Below are 24800 nucleotides of genomic sequence, written 5' to 3'. Positions count from 1 at the left end.
GACATGACGCCCGAGGGGCGCCTTGAACGTCGCCGCAATGGTCATGATCGATCCGGAACATGGTCGTCATGTCCATCCGCATCAGCGCTTACACGGTGAGAGCCGACGGCACCCAGACCAAGCCACGAACCCTGTACGAGGGTGAGGGCGGGGAACCCCTCGCTACTGGCCTGATGCCGCCGTGCCTGTGCCCCAAGTGCAGGGGTGGGCGACATGACCGGAGCACCACGGACCCCCAAGCACGTGGAGGCAAGCCAGCATGAGTACGGCAGTAGTGATCCGCGACCCGAAGGCGTACGTCACCCCGGACGTGTGGGAGCGGGAGGTAGCCCTCCTCCTCCGCAACCCGGAGAACACGCGCGAACTTGCAGAGGCCAAGTTCGGACAGGCCATCGCCTACCTGGTCACGTGCGGCGAGAACCCGGACCTTCTCATGGGCCCGTCCAAGCAGGTGGACGAGGCATGGCACTCGTTCATGCTCGACTCGATCCCGTACCACCACTTCACCAGCCGGCACTTCGGCCGGTACATCCACCACGTGCCGGAACTTCCGGGGACGGCGGCTGGTGCCCAGTGCGTCAGCGACGACAAGGCGACGCTGGACGGCCACGACCTCAAGACCGGCGGCCCGCTCGTCCTGGAACAGACGATCAGGGCCATCAAGGCGGCTGGGTTCGAGATCGACCCCGGCCTGTGGGGCATGGAGGACGCGGCCGACTGCAACCAGTGCCACGCCGGGTGCCACGACTCGCCCAAGTAGTAGTGAGCGGCAGGTGAGTTGGGGCCTACCTTCGTACGTTGGGGGTGGGCCCCTCTTGCCGGAAAGGATCAATGCATGTCGTTGGCTGAGTCCTGGGACAGGTACGCAGTTGGGAGCAAGCCACGCAGGACCGTGAACGCCAGAGGTGATGCGACCTGGCTGAACTGGACCCAGTACCCCGATCACGGGCCGGACGAGAGCGTTCTCGGTCCCGTGGCCGGACGCCGGGTGCTGGAACTCGGCTCGGGGAGCGGTAGTAACCTCGCGCACCTCGTGACGCTTGGCGCGACAGGCCAAGGGGTGGACATCGCCCCCGCCCGCCAGACGGTCGCGCGGGAGCGCTGGGGCCATCTGCCGGGCCTTGAGTTCCGTACGGCGGAGGCGACTGCGTTCCTGAACGAGACGGACGAGACATTCGATGTCGTGCTCTCGATCTTTGGTGCCGTGTGGTTCGTCGATCCGGACACCCTGCTCCCGCTGATCCGCTCGCGTATGGCGCCGGGCGGAATCCTGGCCTTCTCGCACTTGCCCCCAGGAAGCCAGTGGCCCAAGCCCGCCAAAGCCGGACTGCGGCACGACCGCACCCCGGATGAGTGGAGTCGCATCCTGACGGGGCACAGCTTCTCTGACGTGCGTGTGTCTCTGATCGACCCGCCAGAGGGCAGGGTCGTGGGCACGATGCTTGTCCGAGCCTTGGCGGCCTGACCGCAAGGCTGTGCGCCTGCCTCAGGCGCTCTCTCCGAGGTGGCGGTACAAGGTGGCCCGTGATACCCCGAGAGCCTTGGCAATGGCACTCACGCTCTCTCCCTTCGCCTTCCTGGCACGGGCCACGGTGAGCACGTCCTCACCCACCACGGACGGCCGTCCGCCGGTACGCCCCTTCGCTTTGGCCGCGTCCAGTCCGGCGCGGGTGCGCTCCTTGATGAGGCTGCGCTCAAACTCCGCCATGGCTCCAACCACCTGAAGCATGAGACGGCCGTCGGCCGTACCGGGGTCGATGTTGGCCAGCGCACCCGTGAGTACCTTGAACCCGATGCCCTGCTCTCGAAGGGTGTCGACCATGGTCACAAGGTCGATGAGCGACCGAGCGAAGCGGTCGAGCTTCCACACGCACAGGGTGTCGCCAGGTCTGGCGTAGTCCAGTGCGGCCGTGAGCTCTGGCCGGTTGGTGTTCTTCCCGCTGGCCTTGTCCTCGAAGATGCGGGCGCACCCTGCGGTCGTCAGTGCGTCGCGCTGAAGCTGCGCTTCCTGGTCGTCGGTGGAGACGCGGGCGTAACCGATGAGCTGGCCAGTGATCGTGTTCGTCGTCACGGCCGAGACTGTCTCAGAACTCGTCTCAATACGTCATGAGATGGAAGTTTCGAGACGGGTTTTGAACAGTGCTGCGCCCCCTTGCGGGCGCCTGCCGTCTCGTCTCACAAACCTTGGTTTTCGAGACGCATCGCCGTGATCGCTGTTCGCTACAGCTTTCGGCCGGCCAATACCTTGAGGTTCCGTCACTTTCGGTCGGCGCCTCGCAACACATCAATCAGGTCCATTGGATGCGTCAGCCTGTGCCTGAAGAGCCAGGAGCCGGCCAGCAACAGAGCCATGCCGACCAGGACACCGTTGGCTTCCTCCGGCAGGTTGGCCATCGACGCCGCAACCAGGGCCCCGACGCCGAACGCACCGACGCCCAGGAGGCGCAGCCACTCGTAATCGGTGGCGGCCTCCACGGTGTCGACATCATCCAGGAGCTGGCCGATGCGCCCTTCCGCGTACCGCTCGGCGATGGTGAGCAACATGTCGGCCAGTTCTTGGAGAGCCATGCCGATGTCGGGATCTGTGTACTGGCGAGCTTCGACCGTGCGAAGAGCCCCGATCACCTTTGCGGCGTGGGTCTTGAGGGCGTGACGCTGTCGCGCGCGTTCTGACCAGGAGTTTTATGCGCATCCGGTTCGCCAGGCATTTCGGATGACGTATTCGGCGCGGCGAACAGACACTCGCGGCGTATTCAGAGGGGAGCCTTGACCCCATGCGCGCCAGGTGCGAGCGCAGTCGGCGGCGGTGAGCAGTAGCACCACAACGGGTCTGTAGCGGGCCTCGTCATCGACGGTGGCGGGATGCCGGGCGCGACGTGGTGAGCGCTGTCGATTGGAGTTCTCCGGCGGGATCTGTCGTGCCCCGTTCGTCAGGGCGATTGCGAACGGGTAGAGCGCCTTGAGTGCCAGGAGGATCGAGAGGATCAATACGAGGTAGGTCAGCGGCGTGAAGATCCCCCAGGAGGGAGCAAGGGACCAGAGACGTTCGATTGCAGACACTCCGTCCGCCACTTTGTGAATGATCCATGCGGCGGCGTCCTTCATGCCCCTGAAGAGTGCGCTCAGAGGGTCTGGCGGCGGAGCGTCTGGCGCGTAGCTGTGCCCGGAGCCGCTGGCGGTATCGCGTGGCAGGTCATCGTTGTACTTAGGCGGGTTGCGGATGAAGTCGACGATCGCTTCGAGGTTCGCCGTGCAGTAGACGAGGATCAGGAGACCGAGCGCCCGGGCCGGGATGGCCCACAGGGCGGCTCGCCACCACTTCAAGGCGGCTTCCGCGATGAGGGGGCGTGCCCGCAGGCCGCCGTCCGGGAGAGTTTCGGCGATGACGGGGGCGACCTGGCTGATCATGCGGCCCATGAGTGTGTTGACGAGGTCGTCGTAGCGGGCACGTATCGCACTCCTCCTGCGGCGTAGCCAACGCCGTATCGGAATCCGCACCCGACGCGACAGCCATCGCTGGAACGGGACGTAGGAGAACGCGAAGAGCAGGACTGTGCAGCACAGCAGGAACAGGACGCTGCGCACGAGGGCGAGGGCAGGTGGCATGGCTACAGGCACGTGGACCATCTTGCCGACGGCAATCACAGGGGCCACGCCTTTCCTCCGAGGGGCGTCTCGGTCGGCGGCGAAGGGGTGGGGTATGACCCCCTGAGCCCGTCGTGGCGCACCGCCGTGTCTTACCGGCCAGGATTGCGCCACGGTTTCAAGGGCATTCCGAGGGGGCATTCGCAGGGCTTCACCTGCTGATCACTTCGTTGATCGCTTCATCAAGAGACGTGCGCGCTGGAGCAACATGGAGCCTCCACAGTTCTACGCGCCTCTCTCGGGGCCAGGTGTGCATGACGTAGCACTGCTCTCGGATGAACTTGGCGACACGGTGCACCTCCTCTGGCCCCACCTCCGCGATCCGGTGACTACTGTCGTGCACCTCGTGCAGGGCTTCGTGTATCTCGCTGTCGTCAGCACCAGATCGCTCCAGGGCTCGACGGAGTTGATTCAATGAGGTCTGGAAAAGCCTGTACTCCGCCCGCCGGGCGTCCAAGATCCATCGATCGCGCTCTGCCTCAATCTGCTGTCGCGCGACCTCAAGCGCGCTCCGGTGGCTCGCCTCCGCTGCCTCCAGGGCGGTCCGGTGGCTCGCCTCCGCCTGGGTCAGTGCAGTGCGCATCTGCCAGCGAGCGACCAGCACGCTCACGGGGATGCCAGCGAGGGCAAGAACTGCGGCGATACCTGTGAGGCTCATGGCAGACCATCATGCCAACTGAGCTCCCAGGCGCAGGGATTGAAGGTCCCCCGAGCTCAGAGCAGGCCCAGCTTCGCCATGTCGAAGTGCTCATCCGTCAGGTTCTCGTACCCATGCTCGGAGGCGCAGGCCAGGATGCGCGCGAGCGGAGTGCCAGGGGCTGGTGGATCGGTGGCCAGCTTGAAGCCGGTGACTTGGAGGGCGAAACGGAGGCCGATGTCATCGGCGTGATCGTTGGACATGGCTCCAGAGTAGCGAGAGTGGGCTTGCTTTGAGAGGCGCCTCACATGCGATGACCTGCACTTTCCCTGTCGATCCCTGTAAATTTCGGTTCCCCCGCGATGGTGGCGGGACGGATGTTGTCGCCGAAGAAGGGAATCCCGCGATACAGGAACATGTATGGCGTCGTGCGCTGGTGCGCTCGAACATGAAGCACGCAGAGAAGTTGGTCGGCGTCGCCATGGCGTTGTACGCGGACTACGAGACGGGCGAGAACGTTTGCCCGTCGAACGGGACGATCGCCAAGGAACTCGGCTACGGCGGGAAGGCTCCAGAGCAGACGGTCAACAAGATCGTAGGCAGACTCCGTAAGGCTGGCTGGCTCACGAAAACCGGCAAGGTGCCGGATGGTCCAGTGATCTACCGACTCACCTTGCCGAAGCAGGAGGGTATGGCTGAGAAACCATACAACCTACATACCTTTAAGAGCGACGGCGGTAGGAGTGAGGAACCAGCGGCGAAGAGCAATCCGGTAGGCGAAGGGCGGCCCCCCGTAGGGGGCCGACAGGGCGAAGACGAAGAGCGCAAGCAGCCGGCGAAGGTGGGCGGCCGCGTGAGCGGCCCCCAGCAGGAAGACGAAGGGGCTGGCTCTGGGGCGCCTTCGGCTCCCGCCTTGTCCTTCGTAGACCTTGGCAAGGTCAAGCAAGAGGAACAGCGGCGACGCTGGTTTGGAGACGCGTACGCGGCTCCCTTGCCGGTGGACTTCGACTACGACGGCTTGACCGATCGGCTTCAAGGAACAGGGCAAGAACCGCCGCCCTTCTGATCCGGCATGACGAAGCCCCGCCCTCTGGTGAGAGCGGGGCCAGTCGAGCGAGGCGGACTACGCGTCTTGTTCGTCGTCGGCGGTGTGGTTCCACTCCACGGTCATGTAGTCGTCCACGGTCATCTTCGCCGCCTTCTTGAAGCCGTTCGGGTGCATCGTGATCGTGGTGACGAACTTGACCCACGCCCGGCGGACGGGGAGGGGAGTGTTCGGCCAGTCCTGAATCAGGCCAGCGATGCCCGACACAGGGTCGATCGGGGGCAGGCCAGTGACCCCCGACAGCTTCTCGTCGATCTCGTCGAGTCTGGCCCGGATCGCCTCGGTACCGGCCGTCATCTGCGACAGGGTGATGGCCCCGGAGGCGTAGGAGACAGCCAACCCGTCGAGCCGTTCCCGCAGGGTCTGCGCTTCCTGGTAAAGGTGGGCCGAGTCGTCCCCCTGCTCCTGCCGAGCGGTGAGGACCCAGGGCAGGAAGTCGGGGAAGACGATCCGCGCGAGGACGGCGTTACCGGCTCGCTTGTCGGCCAGCTCTCGGGGCACGCGTACGTGTTTCTGCCCGCAGCGGTAGACCGGCGTCCCTCGGTACATGCCGCCTCGCACGGTCTCCCCGCAGCGCTCACACGTAGCCAGTCCGGCGAGCAGGGTCTGAGGGGCCGAGCCGGTACGCGCACCACCCGTGAAGCGCTTGGGGTTCGTCAGTGCCGACACGAGGGCGTAGTGAGTCGCCTCGTCCAGGATCGCGGGCCACTGCCCCTCACCCACCACTTCGCCGTGGTAGGTGACCTGAGCGATGTACCGAGGGGAGATGAGCACCTTCTTCACACCGCCTACGCCCCACCCCTTCGCCTCACCCTTCGCCGTGCCGGACGACGAGCGGGGAGCGAGCAGACCGAGGTCGGTCCAGAAGCGAGCGACAGCCGCCAGGGTCTCGCCCTGAAGAACCATCTCGGCCCCCTTGCGGATCGCTTCTGCCTCGGCCTCGACCACGGTCACGTAGTCGTCGGCGTATCCGAACGGTCGCAATCCTGTCTTGTGCGGCGTGCCGTTCTTGGCCGCCTGAAGGTTCGACGCCTTCTGGCGTAGCGCCTTCTGCTCGCCCTCGTACTCCGCCCACGCCGTAACCGTCTTGGCTGTGGCTCGACCGGCCGGAGTCGAGAGGTCCAGGTGTCCGGCGTGGATGGCGTGGACATTGACCCCAAGTGCGATCACTCGCAAGAGGTCTTCCGTCCTGCGTACGAGCCGGTCAGTGTGCCAACAGAGGATCGCGTCCGGATTGGACGCCAACAGCCGCTCGAACCCCGGTCTCACCTTGCCCGAGGTGGCGCTGACGTCGTTGTCCGCGATCACCTCTCGTACGGTCCAGCCCCGGGCTGCGGCGAACGCCCGGCACTCGTCCTCCTGTCGCTGAACGCCCAACTGGTCGCCGTGCTGATCGAGGCTGAGTCGTACGTAGATGGTGACGTCCACCTTGTGCTGCCCCCCTTGTTCCTGCTCACCGTGCCGTATGCCCCAAAGTTTTACCACGAGTTCGGCTGGTCGCGCGGCACGATCGGCGCCGCCGTCTCGGTCAACCTCGCGCTCTACGGGCTGACGGCCCCCTTCGCCGCCGCGCTCATGGACCGCTTCGGCATCCGACGCGTGGTCGCCGTCGCCCTGACCGTCATCGCACTGGGTTCGGGCCTGACGGTCTGGATGGACTCCGCCTGGCAGCTCATCCTGTGCTGGGGCCTGCTGGTCGGCCTCGGCTCCGGTTCGATGGCGCTGGCCTTCGCGGCCACCGTCACCAACCGCTGGTTCACCGAGCGGCGCGGCCTGGTCACCGGCGTCCTCACCGCCGCCTCGGCCTCCGGGCAGCTGGTCTTCCTGCCGCTGCTGTCCTGGACCGTCGAGACGTACGACTGGCGTCCCGCGGCCGTCACCGTCGCCCTGGCCGCCCTCGCCGTCGTCCCCTTCGTCTGGCTCCTCCTGCACGACCACCCCGCGGACGTCGGCCAGAAGCCGTACGGCGCGCAGGAGTTCGTCCCCAAGCCCGCCCCCGTGCCGGGCGCCGCCCGCCGCGCGCTGGCGGTCCTCCTCTCCGCGGCCCGTACCGGCCCGTTCTGGCTGCTGGCCGGCACCTTCGCGATCTGCGGCGCCTCGACCAACGGCCTGATCCAGACCCACTTCATCCCCGCCGCCCACGACCACCACATGCCGCTGACGACCGCGGCCTCGCTGCTCGCCGTCATCGGCGTCTTCGACGTGGTCGGCACGATCGCCTCCGGCTGGTTCACCGACCGCTTCGAACCGCGCCGCCTGCTCGCCGTCTACTACGCCCTGCGCGGTGTCTCCCTCCTCTTCCTCCCCCTCCTGCTCGCCCCGAGCGTCCACCCGCCGATGGTCTTCTTCATCGTCTTCTACGGCCTCGACTGGGTCGCCACCGTCCCGCCCACCCTCGCCCTGTGCCGCGAGCAGTACGGCGACGACAGCGCGATCGTCTTCGGCTGGGTCCTCGCCTCCCACCAGGTCGGCGCCGCCCTCGTCGCCTTCCTCGGCGGCGTCGCCCGCGACCGCTTCGGCTCCTACGACGTGGTCTGGGTCGCCTCCGGCGCCCTGTGCGCGGCGGCGGCGCTGATGGCGCTGGTGATCCGACGGCGGACGGCGCCGTCGGCCGCCCTGCCGTGACCGGGTCATACCGGCAGCCGCGACACCCCGTCCCCGTCCCGCTTCGCGACCGCCCTGGCGATCCGCACGGCGTCCAGCGCCAGTTCGCGGAGCATGCCGCTGACGGGGTTGGTGAACCCGGTGAAGTACAGGCCGGGGGCGTCCTGCGGGCAACGGGCGCCCCGGACGACCGGCCGGCCGTGGGCGTCGAGGACGCCGAGGTGACCGACCAGGCCCTCCAGCCCCCGGAGGTACCCGGTGGCGGCGATCACCGCGTCCGGGGCGACGCGGGTGCCGTCGGCGAGGAGTACCTTGCCGTCCTCGAAGCCGTCCACGGCGGCCACCACCTCCACCCGGCCCTTGCGCACCGCGTCGGTCAGACCGACGTCCTGCACCGGGACGGCGCCCTCGGACACCCGGGTCAGCAGACCGGTGTCCGGGCGGGGCAGCCCGTGGGCCGACAGGTCGGGCGTGCTGATCCTGGCCAGCGGCCGGGCGAGCCGGTCGACGAGGCGGACCGGCAGCCGCCGCACGAGGACGCCGCTGTACTGCGCGGGCCAGCCGGCGGTCGAGCGGCGGAGGATGTGGGGCGCGGTGCGCACGGACAGGCGGACCCGGGCGGCGCCCCCCTCCACCAGGTCCACGGCTATGTCGGCACCGGTGTTGCCGACGCCGACGACCAGGACGTCCCGGCCGGCGTAGGGAGCCGCGTCGCGGTACTCGGCGGCGTGCCGGAACTCGCCGGTGTACGTGTCCCGGCCGGGCCAGTCCGGCATCCGCGGGGTGTGGTTGTGTCCGGTGGCGACCACGACCGCCGCGCCGGTCAGCTCACGGCCGCCGGAGGCGTGCAGCAGCCAGCCGGCCCCGTCCGGGGCGCGCTCGACGCGGAAGACCTCGACGCCGGTGACGATCTCCAGCTTGTGGTGCTCGGCGTACTTCTCCAGGTACCGCACCATGTCGTCCCGGGAGACCCACCGCCCGAAGCGGCGCGGCATCGGCAGGCCGGGCAGCGACGACAGGCGGCGGGTGGTGTGCAGGCGCAGCCGGTCGTAGTGGCGCCGCCAGGAGGCGCCGACGTGGTCGGCCCGCTCCAGGACGACGGCCCGCACACCGCGGGCCCGCAGCGCGTGGGCGACGGCGAGCCCGCCGGGCCCGGCGCCGATGACGTACACGGGACGGCCCGCGGGGTGGGCGGGCTGCGGTTCAGCGGACGCTGTGGAGTCGGCCATGCCGCGAGCGTAATCAAGGCTGCGCTTGATGGGTATCGGTCAAGACCGGAATCGGTTGCGGAACGGTCACGACCGCCGACGGGCGGTGGGGCCGGCGGCAGCGGGCGGGCGCCGGTCACGGCCGCGGCAGTGGGCGGGCGGTGGGTGCCGGTCACGGCCGCGACGGGCGGGCGGTGGGTGCCGGTCACGGCCACAGCAGGCGGGTGTGCCAGGCGTCCGCCCCCGGGGCCGTACGCCGGTAGGTGAGCCGCACGTGGCGGCGGCGGGCGTCGCCCTGGAAGAACTCCACCTCGTCGGGCCGCAGCCGGTACAGCGTCCAGGACGGGACGGGCGCGTCCGGCTCCCGGCCGGCCCGCTCCCAGGCGGCCTGTGAGGCGCGGGCCAGCTCGTCCGGCGAGCCGAGCTCCGCGCTCTGCCGCCCGGTGAGGGCGGCGGCCAGGGCGCCGGTCGACCGCGCGTGCAGATCGGCCTGCGCCTGACCGGCCGGGGCGAGGGTGACCGGGCCGCGCAGGCGAACCTGGCGGCCCAGCACCGGCCAGTAGAAGACGAGCGCGGCGTACGGGCGGGCGGCGAGGTGGCGGCCTTTGCGGCTGCCGGCGTGCGAGGCGAAGGACCAGCCGTCCGCGTCCGCGCCGTGCAGCATCACCACCCGTACGTCCGGCAGGCCGTCCGCGTCCGCCGTCGCCAGCGACACCGTGTGCGGCTCGGTCTGGCCGGCCGTCACCGCGTCGGCGAACCACCGCGCGAACAGCGCCAGGGGTTCGCCGGGCGCGGTGTCCGGGTCGAAGGGCGGCAGCTCGGTGACCGCCTCGTCCCACACCCGCAGCGACCTCAGCAACTCGTGAAGATCGGTTCCTCCCATGCCCCGATTGTCACGCGCCCCGCTCCCGTCCGCGCCCCGCCCTACACCGAGCCGAGGTCGGAGGAGACCCAGCGCTCGGGCCGCATGCGGACGACGACCTGCTCGCCGTGGTTGGCGGAGGCGAAGGCGACGTATCCGTCGACCTTCTCGGCCGGGAGGTAGCGGGCGGACATCTCCCGCAGCCGCTCCTCGGTGGCGGTCACCGTCTCGACGACCGGCCCCTCGACCGACACGTAGCGGATGGTGGGCTCCAGCCGGTCGACCATCAGCGTGAACCGCCCGGCCGCCTTGATCAGCTCGTTCTTGCGGCTGTCGAGCCCGGTCATGATCCACACGTCGCCGCCGGGCTCGTACTGGTACCAGATCGGCACGGTCAGCGGGGCACGGCCGGCCCCCGCGTCGACCGCGAGCGCGGCGACGTGGGGCTCGGCCAGGAACTTCTCACGCTCTTCACGGGTCAGGGCCATGACGGTCTCCTCCAGCGGGTGCGGCGGATACGGACATCGGTGCTCGGCACAACACCGGCCGGGCGGGCGGCTGTTCCCGTACGCGGCCCGGTTCCCGGCCCCGGAGTGCCGGCGGGCGCATCGACGGGGAGCGGGCGGGACGGTCGGTGGTCGGCGGTCCGCGGTCCGCGGGTGGCGGTCGCCGGACGGTCGTGGTCACGGCCGCCGGCGGGCCGCACCGCGAGGCGCTGGTCCGCGTGCCGTGCGGCAGCAGGACCGGGACGCGGTCGCCGGGTCCGGCGGGCGGCCGGCGAGGCGGTGGAGGCACGGCGGCTCCGCGACGGGCGGCTCGCCGTCCTGCCCGGGGCCCGGAGCCCGGGGCGCGGGGCGCGGGCTGCGGGGCGCGGGCTGCGGCGCCGGCACCGGTCGTGCGGCACGTGGTGCGGGACCGGCCGGCATTGGCGCGACGTCGGGCGGCACAGGCGCGGCGGGGATGACAGGACAGGATGCTGCGCGACTGCCCGGCGTGCTGCTCGGTGGGTCTCTTGCTGCTCGGACGCCTGCTGTTTCGGGCGCCCGCTGCTATTTCGTGGGCTTCTTGCCCGTGACGCCCAGGTGCGTCAACAGGGCCAGCGCGGGTCTGAGTTCCGCCTGCCGGACGCCCCAGGAGGAGAACCCCTTCTGGTGCGAGGCGGCGGCCGCGAGCATGACGACCAGTGAACCGGCGATCGCCGCGGGGTTCACGTCCTTGTCGACCTTGCCCTTGGCCTGGAGATCGGCGACGGATTCCGCGAGCGAGGAGTTCACCGAGTTGAGGATCTTCATACGGATTTTGGAGAACCGCTTGTCGCCCTCGGCGGCACCGAGGTCCACGACCCGGAGAATGGCGTCGTTCTTCCGCCAGAACTCCAGGAACCCGTCGACGAGTTCCTGCGCCGTCTGCCAGCCGGCCTTGCCGACCCACGAGCGGCCCGCCGTCAACTCGGCCAGCCCCGAACTGTCGGCGGCCATGTTCTCGGCGATCTCCAGGACGGCACCCTCGACGTCCGGAAAGTACTGGTAGAAAGTCGCGGGCGAGGTGCCCGCCTTGCGGGCGACATCGATGACTTTGACATCGCGATAGGGAGAGGAGCTGAGCATTTCGCTGAGGCAGTCGAGCAGTTTCTGCCGGGTCGCCTGCCCACGTCGACCGGCCACGCGGCCGTCGACGGTACGCACTTGTCCTGTCATGCAGTCAGCTTACCGACGGGTGATCTGAGCGCGATTCGGCCGACTGCAAATGGGGTGCACGGGCGGGGAGAGCCTGGTGTGCCTGGTCTGCGCGGTGCGGGCGACGCGGTTACTTTGACGGCATGGCCGAAAACGGGGCATCCGCGCAGCGGACATCCAGCGACCCATCGTCGTCTCCCTCCGCGTACCGGGAAGGCGTCCCCTGCTGGGTCGACGCACAGCTCTCGGACGTCGAGGCGGGCAAACGCTTCTACGGCGGCCTCTTCGGGTGGACCTTCGAGGAGGACGACGGGACCGAGGAGGCCGGGGGGAGCCCCGTGTGCGCCCGTCTGGACGGCGAGCCCGTGGCCGCGCTGGTCCGCAAGACGGACGGCCGGATGCCCACCGTGTGGTCCGTGTACTTCCACACCCCGGACGCCGGCGCGCTGGCCGACCGGATCCGGGCGGGCGGGGGGCAGGTCGTCGTCCCGCCCCACCCGGTCGGCGGCCTGGGCACCACCGCCCTCGCCGCCGACCCCGGCGGCGCCGTCTTCGCCCTCTGGCAGCCGGACGGCCTCCCCGGCTTCGGACGCCGGCGCGAGCCGGGCTCCTTCGTCTGGGCCGAGCTGTACACCCGGGACACCGAGGCCGCCGACGCCTTCTACGGCGGCCTCTTCCACGACGCCCTCTTCGGCCCGGACGCCGCCCCCGACGTCGGCCGCGCCCTGGTCTCCGACGTCTTCGCCGCCGAGATGCCGCCGCACTTCCTCGTCCACTTCCTGGTCGAGGACGTAGCGGCCGCGCTCGACGCGGTGGCCCGGCTGGGAGGGCGGGTGCGCGTCCCGCCGTTCGAGACGTCGTACGGAGGGGTCGCCGTGGTCTCGGACGACCAGGGGGCGTCGTTCGCGCTGCTGCAACGCTGACCGGCCCCCCGAGGAGCGCGCCGCTTTGCCCGGGAACAGGCGAGACACCCCGATTGTCCCCAGGTTCGCCAGCGGCGCTCCGGACAGGAAGAATCGGGGTGCGTGGCGCCACGGAGGTGCGGTGGTGAGACGCTGCACTTCGGTCGCGTACATATGTGGGTGGCGCGGCCCGTACGGGGAGGTGGCAGGCAAGTGGTGGATCAGCTGACACAGCACGATCCGCGTCGGATCGGGCCGTTCGAGGTGCTGGGGCGGCTCGGCGCCGGCGGCATGGGGCTGGTCTATCTCGCGCGCTCGGCGTCCGGCCGGCGCGTGGCGATCAAGACGGTCCGGACGGAGCTGGCGGAGGACCAGCTCTTCCGCGTCCGCTTCACGCGCGAGGTGGAGGCGGCCCGCGCGGTCTCCGGGTTCTACACGGCGGCCGTGGTCGACGCCGACCCGCGCGCGGCCGTCCCGTGGCTGGCCACCGCGTACGTCCCCGCACCCTCCCTCGAGGAGATAGTGAACGAGTGCGGGCCGCTCCCGGCCCAGGCGGTGCGCTGGCTGGCGGCGGGCGTCGCGGAGGCGCTCCAGTCGATCCACGGCGCCGGACTCGTCCACCGCGACCTGAAGCCCTCCAACGTCCTCGTCGTCGAGGACGGCCCCCGGGTGATCGACTTCGGCATCGCGTCCGGCGTCTCGAACACCCGCCTGACGATGACGAACGTCGCCGTCGGCACCCCCGCCTACATGTCCCCCGAGCAGGCGAAGGACTCGCGCAGCGTCACCGGCGCCAGCGACGTGTTCTCGCTCGGCTCGATGCTGGTCTTCGCCGCCACCGGACACCCGCCCTTCCACGGCGCCAACCCGGTCGAGACGGTCTTCATGCTGCTGCGCGAGGGCCCCGACCTCGAAGGCCTTCCGGACGAGCTGCGCCCGCTCATCGAGTCCTGCATGCAGATGGAGGCGACGGCCCGCCCCAACCCGGCCGACCTGCAGTCTCAGCTCGCCCCGCACCTGTTCGGCTCCGGTTCCGACGACAGCGGTACGGCGTCGGCGTGGCTGCCGGAGCGGGCGGTGAGCCTGATCGAGGGCCGCCGCGGCGGGCGCCCGGTCAAGCTCGCCACGACGGCCGGCGGCCGCGGTGCCCCGGCCGGCGGCCACCCCGCCGTACCCGCGCCGCCGCTCCCGCCGCCGCCCTCCCACGACCCGGTCGTCCCGGCGCCGCCCGTGCACGCCCCGCCGGTGCCCGCACCCGTCGGCGCTCCCGACACCGGCCCGGTCCGGCTGGCCGGTGTCTCGGTCCCCATCGGGCCCGGCCCGCGCGTCGCCGACATGCGGGCCGCCGCCGTCGCCGCGCCCCCGCCGGAGTCCGCCCTCGCCGCGTCCTGGTCCCGGCCCCGCCCGGGCGTGAACGGCGCCGACCCCGCCGTACCGGCGGCCCCGCCCGCCCCCGCCGCGCCCCCCGAGGCGTCGCCGGCCGGCTGGCGCCCGTGGCGCTTCCGCATGTCCAACGACGTCTGGGGCACCCCGTCCGTCGACGGGGACCTCGTCTACGTCACCTCCTTCGAGGTGCACGCCCTGGACGTGGCCACCGGGCGCCGCCGCTTCAAGACCCGGGACGTCGCCTGGTCGATGTCGGTCGCGGACGGCCGCATCCACGCCTCCGACGGGCCGACCCTCTTCGCCCTGGACGCCCGCGAGGGCGGCGACCTGTGGCGCGTGCAGACCGACGCCTGGGTGTACTCCCTCCAGGCCGCCCGGGGCACGGTCGTCACCGCCACCCGGGGCGGCGGCGTCCAGGCCCGGGAGGCCTCGAACGGCCGGAAACTGTGGGAGATCACCGGCTGCCAGAGCGACTTCGAGTCCCCGGAGGCGGGCGCGGCGGTCCACGACGGCACGGTGTACGTCTGGCAGGACGCCCGGCTGCGCGCCCTGGACGCCCGTACCGGCGACGAGAGATGGTCGTACCCGATCGGTGACGCCGCCTCCTGCGGCGGGGTGCCGGTCCGCGTGACCCACGCACCCGACGGCTACGTCTACGTCTGCGCGGGCACCCGGGTCCTCGCCCTGGAGGTCGCCTCCGGTCACGTCCGCTGGCACTTCGAGGCCCCCGCGGTCTTCCTCGCCCCGCCCGCTTTCGTGCCGGGGCCCGCGGTGACCGGCGGCGGCGTCTACCTGGCCGACTACCTCGGCACGGTCTACGCCCTCGACGCCACCGACGGCCGCGACCGCTGGCGCATCGCCACGGAGGCGCGCTCCGCGACCGACCCCGTCCTGGTCGCCGCCGGTCACGTCCACGTGGGCAGCGGCAAGGGCCTCTACACCCTGGACGCGGTGACGGGCACCCCCAAGTGGCGCTTCCAGGCGGGCGGCGACATCGTGGGCGCCCCCGCGGTCGCCGAGGGCCGCATCCACTTCGGCTCCACGGACCACCTGCTCTACACCCTGAAGGCCGACGACGGCCGGCTCCGGTGGAAGCTCGCGACCGGCGGCGAGATCACGGGGTCCCCCGTGGTCCGCGACGGCATCGTGTACGCGTGCAGCAAGGACCGCTGCGTGTACGCGCTGGACGCGGAGAAGGGGACGGGCACGGCCCGCACGACGTGACGTGAGGCGGGGCCGCGCCGTCCCCTGCCGAGGCGGCACCGCGGCCGGGCCGTCCCCGCACGAGGCGGTACCGCGCCGTCCCCGCCCGCGTCGTCCCCGAGCGAGGCGGGGTCGACCGGGTCCGGGCACACGGCGGCCGCGGCGGCTCCCCTCCGCGCCGCCGCGGCCGATCCCCGTGTGGGACGAAGGTCTACATCCCGTCCCGGTCCAGGTCCAGCGCGGGCGGGGCCGGGGCGTGGTTCTCCATGGTCGTCACCTGCTCCATGGCCGGCGGCGTGGGAGCGTGGTTCTCCAGAAGCGTCGCCCGGCCGTCGGCGGGCGGCGCGGGTGCGTGGTTCTCCATGGTGGTGATCTCGGCCGGCGTGTTCTCGGTCTCGTTCATGGTTCTCCCCCTGGGGCTCGTAACCGGATGTGGGTCGCCTCCGTCCGGCGACTCCCCCGAGTGTCGCCGGACAGAGGACCTGCGCGGGGCCACCCGGTGGACGGCCCCGCCGGCGACCCGTCTGCCCCCCGACGCGACGGATCGGTACAGAGCCTGGCGTGCGGTCATAAACGTTCGATGAACGCCGATCCCGCCGCCCTCAGGCCGCGTCCACCGGCAACCTGAGCAGGCGGCGCACCTCGGACGCCTCGGGAGCGCCGGCGTGTTCGAGCAGGGTCAGCGCCTCGTGCCAGCAGGCGCGTGCGCGGTCGGTCTGGCCCAGGGCGTCGAGGCTCTGCCCCAGCGTGTTCAGCACGCTCCCCCTGATGAGATCACCGCCGATGAACCCGATCGCCAGGGCCTGTTCGGCGTGCTGGGCGGCCGGGGCGGGCCGCCGAGCGGCCAGGTGCAGTTGGGCGATGCGGAAATGGGCGGTCCCCTCCCACAGGCGCTGGCGGTTGTTGCCGAACATCACCAGGGCGTCCGACATCTGCCGCAGGCCCTCCGCGTGCTGCTGCGCCCGCAGCAGCGCGACGCCCAGTGCGTAGCGGGCGTTCGCCAGGCGCAGGGTGAGGCCGAGCTGCCGGAAGATCTCCACGCCCTGCTGGGCCAGGGTGATCGCGCTGTGCGTCCGGTCCATGCGCTCGTGGAGCCTGGAGAGGTTGCACAGCGCGCTGGCCTCGCCGGGGCGGTTGCCGTCGGCGCGGTAGCCGTCGCGTGCGATGGTCAGCAGTTCCTCGGCCTCCTCGTGACGCCCCTGACTGAGCGCGATGATCCCCCGGTCGGTGGCGGCCCAGCCGACCGGTGCCGCGTCCGACGCCTCGGCGGCCAGGTCGAGGGCACGGCTCGCCTCCTCGTCCGCCTTGGCGTACTGGCCGGCTGCCAGGTGGACGTTGGACAGGGCCGTTCTGGCCCGGCCCTCCGCCCGGACGTCGGCGGTGGCGCGGGCCGCGTCGCGCAGCGTCGTCGCCGCCGTCTCGTACTGCTTGGCGTTCGCCCCCGACTCGGCCAGGTCCTTCGTGGCCCAGAGCAGGTCGACCGCCCGGCGCAGTCCGCTTCCGGCCGTCTGCTGCTGTGCGCAGGCCAGCAGGCACTGGGCCTCGGTGAAGAGCCAGTCGAGGGCCTCGCCCCGGTCCTCGAACGCGAGCCCCTCGTAGGAGGTGGGGGCGAAGTGCGCGACCGTCCGGTCCCCGGGCCGCTCGATCGCGTACACCCCCGCCGCCGTGGCCAGGTAGAAGTCCAGCAGCCGCGACAGCGCCGCTCCCCGTTCGCTCGGCGGATGCTCGTCGCGCTCCGCGCACGCACGCGCGTAGAGGCGGACCAGGTCGTGGAACCGGTACCGGCCCGGAGCCGCCGACTCCAGCAGCGACGTGTCCACCAGGGACTCCAGCAGGTCCTCCGTCTGCTCGGCGGAGAGGTCCAGGACCGCCGCTGCCGCCGCGAGGGAGATGTCCGGGCCGTCGGCCAGCCCCAGCAGCCGGAACGCCCGCGCCTGGGCCGGTTCCAGCTGGCCGTAGCCCAGTTCGAAGGTGGCCTTGACGGCCAGGTCCCCGACCTGCAGCTCGTCCAGACGGCGTCGCTCGTCCGCCAGTTTGGCGGCGAGGACGGACACCGTCCACGTGCGGCGGGCCGCCAGGCGGGAGGCGGCGATGCGGAGGGCGAGGGGGAGGAAGCCGCACGCCCCGACCACGTCCAGCGCCGCCTCCCGCTCCGAGGCCACCCGCTCCTCGCCCACGATCGTCGTGAAGAGCGCGAGCGCCTCGTCGGGCGACATCACGTCCAGGTCGACCAGCTGGGCCCCGGCGAGGTCCAGCATCCGCACCCGCGACGTCACCAGCGCCGCGCAGCCGTCCGTGCCGGGCAGCAGGGGGCGCACCTGGGCGGCGTCCCGGGCGTTGTCGAGGAGGACGAGGACGCGGCGGCCGTCCAGGACGGAGCGGTAGAGGGCGGCCCGCTCCTCCTGGGAGTCCGGGACGGCCGCGTCGGGCGTGCCGAGGGCGCGCAGGAAGGAGCCCAGTACCGTCTCCGGCTCCGCCGCCCGCGGGCCCGTGCCCTGGAGGTCGACGTAGAGCTGGCCGTCGGGGAAGGCGGCCCGCGCCTGGTGGGCGACGTGCACGGCGAGGGTGGTCTTGCCGACCCCGCCTATGCCGGCGAGGGCGGAGACCGCCATCACGCGGCCCTCGCTCCCCTCCCCGCAGGCCGAGGACAGTACGTCGCTCAGCTCGCGGACGCATGACGCGCGGCCCGTGAAGTCCGGGACGGTGGCGGGGAGCTGGGCGGGCCGCACCGGGGGCGCCGCCGTCTTCGCGGCCGGCGCCGGCGGTTCGGCCAGGCCCGCGTCGGCCCGCAGGATGCGCTGCTGGAGTTCACGGAGGCCGGGACGCGGGTCGACGCCCAGCTCGTCGGCGAGCAGGCGCCGGGTGTCGGCGTAGACGGCGAGGGCCTCGGCCTGGCGTCCGCTGCGGTAGAGGGCCAGCATCAGCAGCTCGCGCAGGCGTTCCCGCAGCGGGTGCGCCGCCGTGAGGGCCGTCAGCTCCGAGACGGCCTCCGCGTGGCAGCCCTGCTCCAGGTCCATGTTTAGGCGTGTCTCCAGGAGTTGGAGCCGCCACTCCTCCAGGCGGACCCGCTGCCCCTGCGCGTACGGGCCGGGAACGCCGGCCAGCACCTCGCCGTCCCACAGCGCCAGCGCGCGGCGCAGGACGTCACGGGCGTGGCCCAGGTCGCCGGCGTTCCGCGCCTTCTCGGCCTCGGCGGCGAGGTCCTGGACCACCGCGACGTCCAGCGCCCCCTCGCCCAGGCCCCGCACCGCGTACCCGCCCGACTCGCTCACCAGGACCCCGGGGTCCAGCACCTTCCGCAGCCGGGACGCGTACGTCCGTACCGCCGCCAGTGCCTGTGACGGTGGTTCCCCGCCCCACAGGGCGTCGATCAGCTCGGCGGCCGTGGCCGTGCGGCCCTCGCGGAGCAGCAGGGCGGCCAGCAGGGCGCGCTGCTGCGGGGAGCCGGTGGCCAGGGGCTCGCCGTCGCGCCAGGCGCGCACCGGCCCGAGCACACCGAAGCGCAGCGCGGCCGGGTCGGGACGCCGCTGCTCCGGCACCCGCGGTGGTCCGTCCATGCAGTCCCCCTAGACATCCTGACAACCACGCCAGTTTGCCTTGTTCATGCCGACCTCGTCAGCCGTCGGAGACACCGATCACAGGTCCCTCACCTGCTCCCTCATCCCGTCAGGTCCACCCGCACCGTCAGCAGCCCCGACCCGGCCCCCATGGCCCGCACCGCCAGGCTGTTGGCCCGGGGGAGGCTGCGCAGGCGCGCGACCGGGTCGTCGTCGGGCAGGAGGTGCGCCGTCCCGGTGTACCAGCGGCCCCGGACGCGTACCCGTACCCGCGGATCGGCCCGGATGTTGCGGATGTACTGGGACCGCTCACCGAACTCCGACACCAGCCAGAAGGAGCCCCCCACCCGGCGGCCGCCGACCGGTGTGCGGCGGGGGAGGCCGGAGACGCGGCCGGTGGTCTCCAGCAGGGTCTGGGCCGGCAGGCGGCGGACGACCGCGTTGAGGCGGCGCTGGACGGCCGTGACGGCCCGGTACTTCCTCTCGGCGAACGGCGGGTTCCCGGCGTGGGGAGACTTCGACATCGTTCGTTCACACTCCCGTCTCGTGTGCCTCCATGTTCCCCGGAAAACCTCAGGAGGGAAGGTGAGCGCGGGGAAAGGCGGGTGGTGCGGTCGTGCGGGTCGTGACCTGGAATCTGTGGTGGCGGTTCGGGCCGTGGGCCGACCGGCAGAAGGCGATCCTCGCCGTGCTGCGGGACCTGGAACCGGATGTCGTCGGACTCCAGGAGGTGTGGGCCGCGGACGACGGCGCGAACCTCGCCGAGTGGCTGGCCGGCGAACTCGGCCTGCACTGCGCCTGGGCCGCCTCCGAGGCCCCCGGGCGGTGGCAGCGGCGGATCGGGGACGACACGGTCGGCATCGGCAACGCGGTGCTCAGCCGCTGGCCCGTCGTGGAGCGGGCCGCGCTGCGGCTGCCCGCCCCCGCGGACCTGGACGACGGACGCCTCGCGCTCTACGCCCGCCTGGACGCGCCCGGCCATCCGGTGCCCTTCTTCACCGCGCACCTGAACTCGGGCGCCCACGCCTCCGCGGTGCGCCGCGAACAGGCCGCCGCCCTGGCGGAGTTCGTCGCCGGACGCCGGCACGGCACCGGCTTCCCGCCCGTCGTCACCGGGGACTTCAACGCGGCCCCCGACTCCGCCGAGATCCTGCTCCTCGGCCGGCCGGCGCCCGACGGCCGGGGGCCGGCCCTGCGCGACGCCTGGGCGCACGCCGACCCGTCGGCGCCGTCCGCCACCTGGGACGGCACCAACCCGTACATCCCGCACGGCCCGGCCGCGGGCGCGCGGATCGACTACATCCACGTGGGACCGCCCGGCCCGGCCGGCCTCGGCCGGGTACGCACCGCGCACCGGGCCGGCGACGGCCCCGTGGACGGCGTGTGGCCCTCCGACCACGCGGCGGTCGTCGCGGACCTGGCCCGCTGAAGGACCCCGCACGGCCGGACGGCTCCTCGGCGGGAATCCGGAGTGACGCCCGCCGCGGGGAGAGCGCGCCCACCGGTGACGACGTCCTCTGCCGGTGACGACGTCCTCTGCCGGTGACGCCATCTTCTGCCGGTGACGACGTCCCCCGCCGGTCTACCCCCGCCCCAGGAAGAGGGGATTCGTGAACGCGGCCAGGGCTCCCGGCAAGGGCCCCGCCGCCGTCGCGTGGCGTAGCTCCGCCCGTACGTACGCCGCGTACGAGGCGGTCGTCGGCCACTCCACGACGCCCGAACCGGACGCCGGCAGGGTGCTGGTGAACAGCACGCCCTGGTCCGTGACGAGGCGGACCGTGCCGTGCGGGACGCCCGCCGCCTCCAGGCGGACGGTGACCGGGGTGTCGTCGTCCACGCGCAGCCGTCCGCCGATGCCGGCGTGCTCGCCCCGGCCGCCGGAAGCGGTGAGGGACAGCGACACCGCCGCCGACTCGGCGACGTACGACCGTCCTGCCCGGATGCCCTCCAGGATCGCCTCCCGGGTCAGGTCGTCGGCGAGGACGACGGTCTGCGGGCGGCCGATCACGTCCGGGGCGCGGTGGGAGTCGCTGCTGCCCATCGCCGGGAGCCACCCCCCGCCGTTCCGCACGGAGGCGGCCAGCATGCCGTCCCAGTCGGCCAGCGCCACCTCGTCGTCGGGCGTGTAGGCCCCGTTCCACACCTCGACCGCGTCCGCCTCCCCGAACCCGAACTTCCAGTTGCAGCCGATGCAGGTGGCGTGCGGGTGGGCCGGCACGACCAGGCCGCCGGAGCGGCGGATCCGGCGCGCGAAACGGCCGAAGCGGTTGTCGCGGGCCCGGTAGCGCCAGTCGACGAACGTGCCCGGGTCGGTGCCGACGGCGACGACGTGCCCGTTGCGCGTCGTCACCTCCTCGCCCAGCATGACCAGCAGGTCGTCCCCGGCCTCCGGCGCCCAGTGCGCGTGCGCCGCGTGCGTGTTGTGCTCGGAGGAGTTGATGAAGTCCAGGCCCGCCTCCCGTGCGAGCCGCGCGATCTCGGCGAGGGTGTAGCGGCCGTCGGAGTACACGGAGTGCAGGTGGCAGTCGCCCCGGTACCAGGCCCGCCCGCGCCCCTTGGCCCGCTCGGGCGGATACACCGGCCGCGCGGTCTCACCCTGCTCGCCGTACGTCAGCGTGATCGTGATCTCGTACGACAGTCCCTGCGGAGCCACCGTGTACGGGCCGAGCGCGATGTGCCAGGTGCCCGGCCGCACCGGCCCCGGCAGGTACCCGGGGGTCGCGTCGTCCGCCCGGACGAAGAACTCCGTGCGCGCGCCGCCCGACCAGCCCCGGAAGCCCCGGCCGCCCAGACCGGTGCCGCGCTCGTCGAAGAGGCCGATGTCGAGGGCGTTGCCCGCGGTGCCGGCCGGGACGGCGGGACGGTCGTAGGAGTAGGCGACGTGGATCTCCCGGACGCCGGCCGGGATCTCGACGGGGACGTACACGAAGTCGGGCGAGCCGGTGGGCAGGGTCCCGCGCACCGTTCGTCGCCGCTGCTCCCGGGGTGCCGCCGACGCGAAACTCACGCTTCCCCACGTGAGCGCGGCGGCGGCTCCCGTCGCGAACACCGCGCGCCTGCCGATCCCGGTGTGGTCGTCCTCGCACATGCTGCCGCTCCCAGGTGTCGTGAGTGACCTGACGTGGGTGGTGCAGGGTGGTGCCGGGTGGTGCGTGCAACCCTCGTATCGAGCCGTGAACTCCCGGGCACGGCAAGGGGTTCGGGGGATGGAGAGCGGGAAACCGCGCGGTGGGACGGCGAGGCCGCGGCAGGGGGCGGTCGGGCACCGGCCGGGGCGGGCCCCCGCGCCCTGATCACTCCGCTCGTATGCTCGAAGGATGACGACTTCCGCGACCCCCGGAACCGGCCCGGCGGGCCCCACCGAGAACGCCCTGCGTCGCGCCCTCAGACGGGCACGGGACGGTGTCGCCCTCGACGTGTCCGAGGCCGCGGTGCTGCTCCAGGCCCGCGGCGGGCACCTCGACGACCTCACCGCGTCCGCCGCCCGGGTCCGGGACGCGGGCCTGGAGGCCGCCGGCCGCCCCGGCGTCATCACGTACTCGAAGAGCGTCTTCGTCCCGCTGACCCGGCTGTGCCGGGACAAGTGCCACTACTGCACCTTCGTCACCGTCCCCGGCAAGCTGCGCCGCGCGGGACACGGGATGTTCATGTCCCCCGACGAGGTCCTCGACATCGCCCGCCGCGGCGCCGCCCTCGGCTGCAAGGAAGCGCTGATCACCCTCGGCGACAAGCCCGAGGACCGCTGGCCGGAGGCGCGCGAGTGGCTCGACGCGCACGGCTACGACGACACGATCGCCTACGTCCGCGCCGTCTCCATCCGCATCCTGGAGGAGACGGGCCTCCTGCCGCACCTCAACCCCGGCGTCCTGACCTGGACGGACTTCCAGCGGCTCAAGCCGGTCGCCCCGTCGATGGGCATGATGCTCGAAACCACCGCGACCCGCCTGTGGTCCGAGCCCGGCGGCCCCCACCACGGCTCCCCGGACAAGGAACCGGCCGTCCGGCTGCGCGTCCTGGAGGACGCCGGCCGCTCCTCCGTCCCCTTCACCTCCGGCCTCCTCATCGGCATCGGCGAGACCTACGAGGAGCGCGCGGAGTCGCTCTTCGCCCTGCGCAAGGTCTCCCGCGCCTACCACGGCGTCCAGGAACTGATCATCCAGAACTTCCGCGCCAAGCCGGACACCGCGATGCGCGGCATGCCGGACGCGGAGCTGGACGAACTGGTCGCCACGGTGGCCGTCGCCCGGCACCTCATGGGCCCGTCGGCCTGTCTCCAGGCGCCCCCGAACCTGGTGGACGCGGAGTACGAGCGGCTGATCGGCGCGGGCATCGACGACTGGGGCGGGGTCTCCCCCCTCACCATCGACCACGTCAACCCCGAACGCCCCTGGCCGCAGATCGACGAACTCGCCGCGAGGTCCCGGGCGGCCGGCTTCGCACTGCGTGAACGTCTCTGCGTCTACCCGGAGTTCGTCCGGCGCGGAGAACCCTGGCTGGACCCGCGGCTGCGCCCGCACGTGGCGGCCCTCGCCGACCCCGCCACGGGCCTGGCCCGCGAGGACGCGACGGTGGAGGGCCGCCCGTGGCAGGAACCGGACGAGGCGTTCACCGCCTCCGGCCGCACCGACCTGCACACGGCCATCGACACCGAGGGCCGCACGTCGGACCGCCGCGACGACTTCGACGAGGTGTACGGCGACTGGGGCGCCCTGCGCGAGGCCGCCGCCCCCGGCATGGCACCGGAGCGCATCGACACCGACGTGCGCCAGGCGCTGGCGACGGCCGCCGACGACCCCACGAAGCTGACGGACGAGGAGGCCCTCGCCCTGCTGCACGCCGACGGCCCGGCGCTGGACGCCCTGTGCGGGGTGGCCGACGACGTGCGCAGGTCCGTCTCCGGTGACGACGTGACGTACATCGTCACCCGGAACATCAACTTCACCAACGTCTGCTACACCGGCTGCCGTTTCTGCGCCTTCGCCCAGCGCCGCACGGACGCCGACGCGTACACGCTCTCCCTGGAGCAGGTCGCCGACCGTGCGCAGCAGGCCTGGGACGTGGGCGCGGTCGAGGTCTGCATGCAGGGCGGCATCCATCCCGACCTGCCGGGCACGGCGTACTTCGACATCGCGAGGGCGGTGAAGGAGCGCGTGCCGGGCATGCACGTGCACGCCTTCTCGCCGATGGAGGTCGTCAACGGCGCGACGCGCACCGGCATGTCGGTCCGCGAGTGGCTGAGCGCGGCGAAGGAAGCGGGCCTGGACTCGGTCCCGGGCACGGCGGCGGAGATCCTCGACGACGAGGTCCGCTGGATCCTCACCAAGGGCAAGCTGCCCACGGCCACCTGGATCGAGGTGATCGAGACCGCCCACGAGCTGGGCATCCGCTCCTCCTCCACGATGATGTACGGCCATGTCGACCAGCCCCGCCACTGGCTGGGCCACCTGCGCACCCTCGCCGGCATCCAGCAACGCACGGGCGGCTTCACGGAGTTCGTGACGCTGCCGTTCATCCACACCAACGCGCCGGTGTACCTGGCGGGCATCGCGAGGCCAGGCCCCACGATGCGCGACAACCGCGCGGTGACGGCGATGGCCCGTCTCCTCCTGCACCCGCACATCCCCAACATCCAGACGAGCTGGGTGAAACTGGGCACCGAGGGTGCGGCGGAGATGCTCCGCTCCGGTGCGAACGACCTCGGCGGCACGCTCATGGAGGAGACGATCTCCCGCATGGCCGGCTCGTCGTACGGCTCGTACAAGTCGGTCAAGGACCTGATCGCGGTCGCCGAGACGGCGGGTCGCCCGGCCAGGCCCCGGACGACGCTGTACGGCCCGGTGCCGCAGGAGAGGCAGCGGGCGGCGACGGCGTCGGACGGCCACCTGCCGGAGCTGCTGCCGGTGCTGGACTGACTCCCGGGCCGGGGCACGGTGACTCCCGGGCCGGGGACGGTGACTCCCGGGCCGGGGCACGGGCCGCCCGCAGTACGATGATCGGGCCCCCGGTGTGTCGGGG

At 72.0% G+C, this 24800-nt stretch carries 21 protein-coding genes and 1 pseudogene; 8 read left to right on the top strand and 14 right to left on the bottom strand.

The window, feature by feature from the left end; genetic code table 11:
* Nucleotides 1–259: 259 nt before the first annotated feature.
* Nucleotides 260–760, top strand: a complete 501-nt coding sequence (locus tag ACVV2G_RS22125; RefSeq protein WP_453844484.1) for a glycine-rich domain-containing protein — start codon at nucleotides 260–262, stop codon at nucleotides 758–760.
* A 75-nt stretch (nucleotides 761–835) separates the two neighbouring features.
* Nucleotides 836–1465: a class I SAM-dependent methyltransferase gene (locus ACVV2G_RS22120; RefSeq protein WP_453844483.1), complete on the top strand. Its 630-nt coding sequence runs from the start codon at nucleotides 836–838 to the stop codon at nucleotides 1463–1465.
* Nucleotides 1466–1486: 21 nt separating this feature from the next.
* Here the strand turns inward: ACVV2G_RS22120 and ACVV2G_RS22115 are convergent, their stop codons facing one another.
* From ACVV2G_RS22115 to ACVV2G_RS22095, 5 genes are all read right to left on the bottom strand, one after another.
* Nucleotides 1487–2071: a recombinase family protein gene (locus ACVV2G_RS22115; protein WP_453844482.1), complete on the bottom strand. Its 585-nt coding sequence runs from the start codon at nucleotides 2069–2071 to the stop codon at nucleotides 1487–1489.
* 185 nt (nucleotides 2072–2256) lie between these two features.
* A complete protein-coding gene (locus tag ACVV2G_RS22110; protein WP_453844481.1) occupies nucleotides 2257–2625 on the bottom strand; it encodes a hypothetical protein in 369 nt (122 codons plus the stop codon).
* Nucleotides 2626–2682: 57 nt separating this feature from the next.
* A complete protein-coding gene (locus ACVV2G_RS22105) occupies nucleotides 2683–3654 on the bottom strand; it encodes a hypothetical protein (protein WP_453844480.1) in 972 nt (323 codons plus the stop codon).
* 142 nt (nucleotides 3655–3796) lie between these two features.
* Nucleotides 3797–4303, bottom strand: coding sequence for a hypothetical protein (locus ACVV2G_RS22100; RefSeq protein ID WP_453844479.1), 507 nt, complete (start codon nucleotides 4301–4303; stop codon nucleotides 3797–3799).
* A 56-nt stretch (nucleotides 4304–4359) separates the two neighbouring features.
* Nucleotides 4360–4545, bottom strand: coding sequence for a hypothetical protein (locus ACVV2G_RS22095; protein ID WP_453844478.1), 186 nt, complete (start codon nucleotides 4543–4545; stop codon nucleotides 4360–4362).
* 50 nt (nucleotides 4546–4595) lie between these two features.
* Here ACVV2G_RS22095 and ACVV2G_RS22090 point away from each other — a divergent pair, with 50 nt between their 5' ends.
* Nucleotides 4596–5348 (top strand): helix-turn-helix domain-containing protein, encoded by a 753-nt coding sequence (locus ACVV2G_RS22090; protein WP_453844477.1) that lies wholly within the window; start codon nucleotides 4596–4598, stop codon nucleotides 5346–5348.
* Between the two features lie 57 nt (nucleotides 5349–5405).
* Here the strand turns inward: ACVV2G_RS22090 and ACVV2G_RS22085 are convergent, their stop codons facing one another.
* Nucleotides 5406–6815 carry a recombinase family protein gene (locus ACVV2G_RS22085; protein ID WP_107063960.1) on the bottom strand — a complete coding sequence of 470 codons (1410 nt, stop codon included), beginning with the start codon at nucleotides 6813–6815 and terminating at the stop codon, nucleotides 5406–5408.
* 39 nt (nucleotides 6816–6854) lie between these two features.
* Between ACVV2G_RS22085 and ACVV2G_RS22080 the strand changes: the two are divergent.
* Nucleotides 6855–8012: pseudogene (locus tag ACVV2G_RS22080) on the top strand (MFS transporter); the annotation flags it as partial.
* 5 nt (nucleotides 8013–8017) lie between these two features.
* Here the strand turns inward: ACVV2G_RS22080 and ACVV2G_RS22075 are convergent.
* From ACVV2G_RS22075 to ACVV2G_RS22060, 4 genes are all read right to left on the bottom strand, one after another.
* Entirely contained in the window at nucleotides 8018–9220 is a 1203-nt protein-coding gene (locus tag ACVV2G_RS22075) for a flavin-containing monooxygenase (protein ID WP_453844476.1), read from the bottom strand.
* A 184-nt stretch (nucleotides 9221–9404) separates the two neighbouring features.
* A complete protein-coding gene (locus tag ACVV2G_RS22070; protein WP_453844475.1) occupies nucleotides 9405–10082 on the bottom strand; it encodes a pyridoxine/pyridoxamine 5'-phosphate oxidase in 678 nt (225 codons plus the stop codon).
* 41 nt (nucleotides 10083–10123) lie between these two features.
* Nucleotides 10124–10549 carry a pyridoxamine 5'-phosphate oxidase family protein gene (locus tag ACVV2G_RS22065; protein ID WP_453844474.1) on the bottom strand — a complete coding sequence of 142 codons (426 nt, stop codon included), beginning with the start codon at nucleotides 10547–10549 and terminating at the stop codon, nucleotides 10124–10126.
* Between the two features lie 561 nt (nucleotides 10550–11110).
* Complete coding sequence (locus ACVV2G_RS22060) at nucleotides 11111–11746, bottom strand: TetR family transcriptional regulator (protein WP_453844599.1); 636 nt, start codon at nucleotides 11744–11746, stop codon at nucleotides 11111–11113.
* A gap of 134 nt (nucleotides 11747–11880) precedes the next feature.
* Between ACVV2G_RS22060 and kbpA the strand changes: the two genes are divergently transcribed.
* Together kbpA and afsK are read left to right on the top strand one after the other, a co-directional pair.
* The gene (gene kbpA / locus ACVV2G_RS22055) at nucleotides 11881–12660 is read left to right on the top strand and encodes an AfsK-binding protein KbpA (RefSeq protein ID WP_453844473.1); all 780 of its coding nucleotides are present in this window, start codon (nucleotides 11881–11883) and stop codon (nucleotides 12658–12660) included.
* A gap of 192 nt (nucleotides 12661–12852) precedes the next feature.
* On the top strand, nucleotides 12853–15249 hold the full coding sequence (gene afsK / locus ACVV2G_RS22050; protein WP_453844472.1) for a protein serine/threonine kinase AfsK: 2397 nt from the start codon (nucleotides 12853–12855) through the stop codon (nucleotides 15247–15249).
* Between the two features lie 190 nt (nucleotides 15250–15439).
* Here the strand turns inward: afsK and ACVV2G_RS22045 are convergent, their stop codons facing one another.
* From ACVV2G_RS22045 to ACVV2G_RS22035, 3 genes are all read right to left on the bottom strand, one after another.
* Complete coding sequence (locus tag ACVV2G_RS22045) at nucleotides 15440–15631, bottom strand: sigma-like protein (RefSeq protein WP_453844471.1); 192 nt, start codon at nucleotides 15629–15631, stop codon at nucleotides 15440–15442.
* Between the two features lie 199 nt (nucleotides 15632–15830).
* Nucleotides 15831–18785, bottom strand: a complete 2955-nt coding sequence (afsR, locus tag ACVV2G_RS22040; protein ID WP_453844470.1) for an SARP-family global regulator AfsR — start codon at nucleotides 18783–18785, stop codon at nucleotides 15831–15833.
* A gap of 101 nt (nucleotides 18786–18886) precedes the next feature.
* Entirely contained in the window at nucleotides 18887–19309 is a 423-nt protein-coding gene (locus ACVV2G_RS22035) for a nitroreductase/quinone reductase family protein (protein WP_453844469.1), read from the bottom strand.
* A gap of 92 nt (nucleotides 19310–19401) precedes the next feature.
* Between ACVV2G_RS22035 and ACVV2G_RS22030 the strand changes: the two genes are divergently transcribed.
* The gene (locus ACVV2G_RS22030) at nucleotides 19402–20214 is read left to right on the top strand and encodes an endonuclease/exonuclease/phosphatase family protein (RefSeq protein ID WP_453844468.1); all 813 of its coding nucleotides are present in this window, start codon (nucleotides 19402–19404) and stop codon (nucleotides 20212–20214) included.
* A gap of 153 nt (nucleotides 20215–20367) precedes the next feature.
* Here ACVV2G_RS22030 and ACVV2G_RS22025 read toward each other — a convergent pair whose 3' ends face one another.
* Nucleotides 20368–21873 carry a CehA/McbA family metallohydrolase gene (locus ACVV2G_RS22025; RefSeq protein ID WP_453844467.1) on the bottom strand — a complete coding sequence of 502 codons (1506 nt, stop codon included), beginning with the start codon at nucleotides 21871–21873 and terminating at the stop codon, nucleotides 20368–20370.
* A gap of 229 nt (nucleotides 21874–22102) precedes the next feature.
* Here ACVV2G_RS22025 and ACVV2G_RS22020 point away from each other — a divergent pair, with 229 nt between their 5' ends.
* Entirely contained in the window at nucleotides 22103–24697 is a 2595-nt protein-coding gene (locus tag ACVV2G_RS22020; protein WP_453844466.1) for a bifunctional FO biosynthesis protein CofGH, read from the top strand.
* The last annotated feature ends 103 nt before the right edge of the window (nucleotides 24698–24800 follow it).

The sequence above is a fragment of the Streptomyces sp. JK94 genome (assembly GCF_053613315.1).
The sequence above is the reverse complement of the archived record's forward strand: the minus strand, read 5'-3'. Positions and strand labels throughout refer to the sequence as shown.

Excerpts from the sequence above, each read along its gene's own strand:
- ACVV2G_RS22095 (WP_453844478.1), bottom strand. The coding sequence starts at position 4,545 with ATGTCCAACGATCACGCCGATGACATCGGCCTCCGTTTCGCCCTCCAA.
- ACVV2G_RS22125 (WP_453844484.1), top strand. The coding sequence starts at position 260 with ATGAGTACGGCAGTAGTGATCCGCGACCCGAAGGCGTACGTCACCCCG.
- ACVV2G_RS22045 (WP_453844471.1), bottom strand. The coding sequence starts at position 15,631 with ATGAACGAGACCGAGAACACGCCGGCCGAGATCACCACCATGGAGAAC.
- ACVV2G_RS22035 (WP_453844469.1), bottom strand. The coding sequence starts at position 19,309 with ATGTCGAAGTCTCCCCACGCCGGGAACCCGCCGTTCGCCGAGAGGAAG.
- ACVV2G_RS22075 (WP_453844476.1), bottom strand. The coding sequence starts at position 9,220 with ATGGCCGACTCCACAGCGTCCGCTGAACCGCAGCCCGCCCACCCCGCG.
- kbpA (WP_453844473.1), top strand. The coding sequence starts at position 11,881 with ATGGCCGAAAACGGGGCATCCGCGCAGCGGACATCCAGCGACCCATCG.
- afsR (WP_453844470.1), bottom strand. The coding sequence starts at position 18,785 with ATGGACGGACCACCGCGGGTGCCGGAGCAGCGGCGTCCCGACCCGGCC.
- ACVV2G_RS22120 (WP_453844483.1), top strand. The coding sequence starts at position 836 with ATGTCGTTGGCTGAGTCCTGGGACAGGTACGCAGTTGGGAGCAAGCCA.
- ACVV2G_RS22100 (WP_453844479.1), bottom strand. The coding sequence starts at position 4,303 with ATGAGCCTCACAGGTATCGCCGCAGTTCTTGCCCTCGCTGGCATCCCC.
- ACVV2G_RS22020 (WP_453844466.1), top strand. The coding sequence starts at position 22,103 with ATGACGACTTCCGCGACCCCCGGAACCGGCCCGGCGGGCCCCACCGAG.
- ACVV2G_RS22070 (WP_453844475.1), bottom strand. The coding sequence starts at position 10,082 with ATGGGAGGAACCGATCTTCACGAGTTGCTGAGGTCGCTGCGGGTGTGG.
- ACVV2G_RS22065 (WP_453844474.1), bottom strand. The coding sequence starts at position 10,549 with ATGGCCCTGACCCGTGAAGAGCGTGAGAAGTTCCTGGCCGAGCCCCAC.
- ACVV2G_RS22090 (WP_453844477.1), top strand. The coding sequence starts at position 4,596 with ATGACCTGCACTTTCCCTGTCGATCCCTGTAAATTTCGGTTCCCCCGC.
- ACVV2G_RS22025 (WP_453844467.1), bottom strand. The coding sequence starts at position 21,873 with ATGTGCGAGGACGACCACACCGGGATCGGCAGGCGCGCGGTGTTCGCG.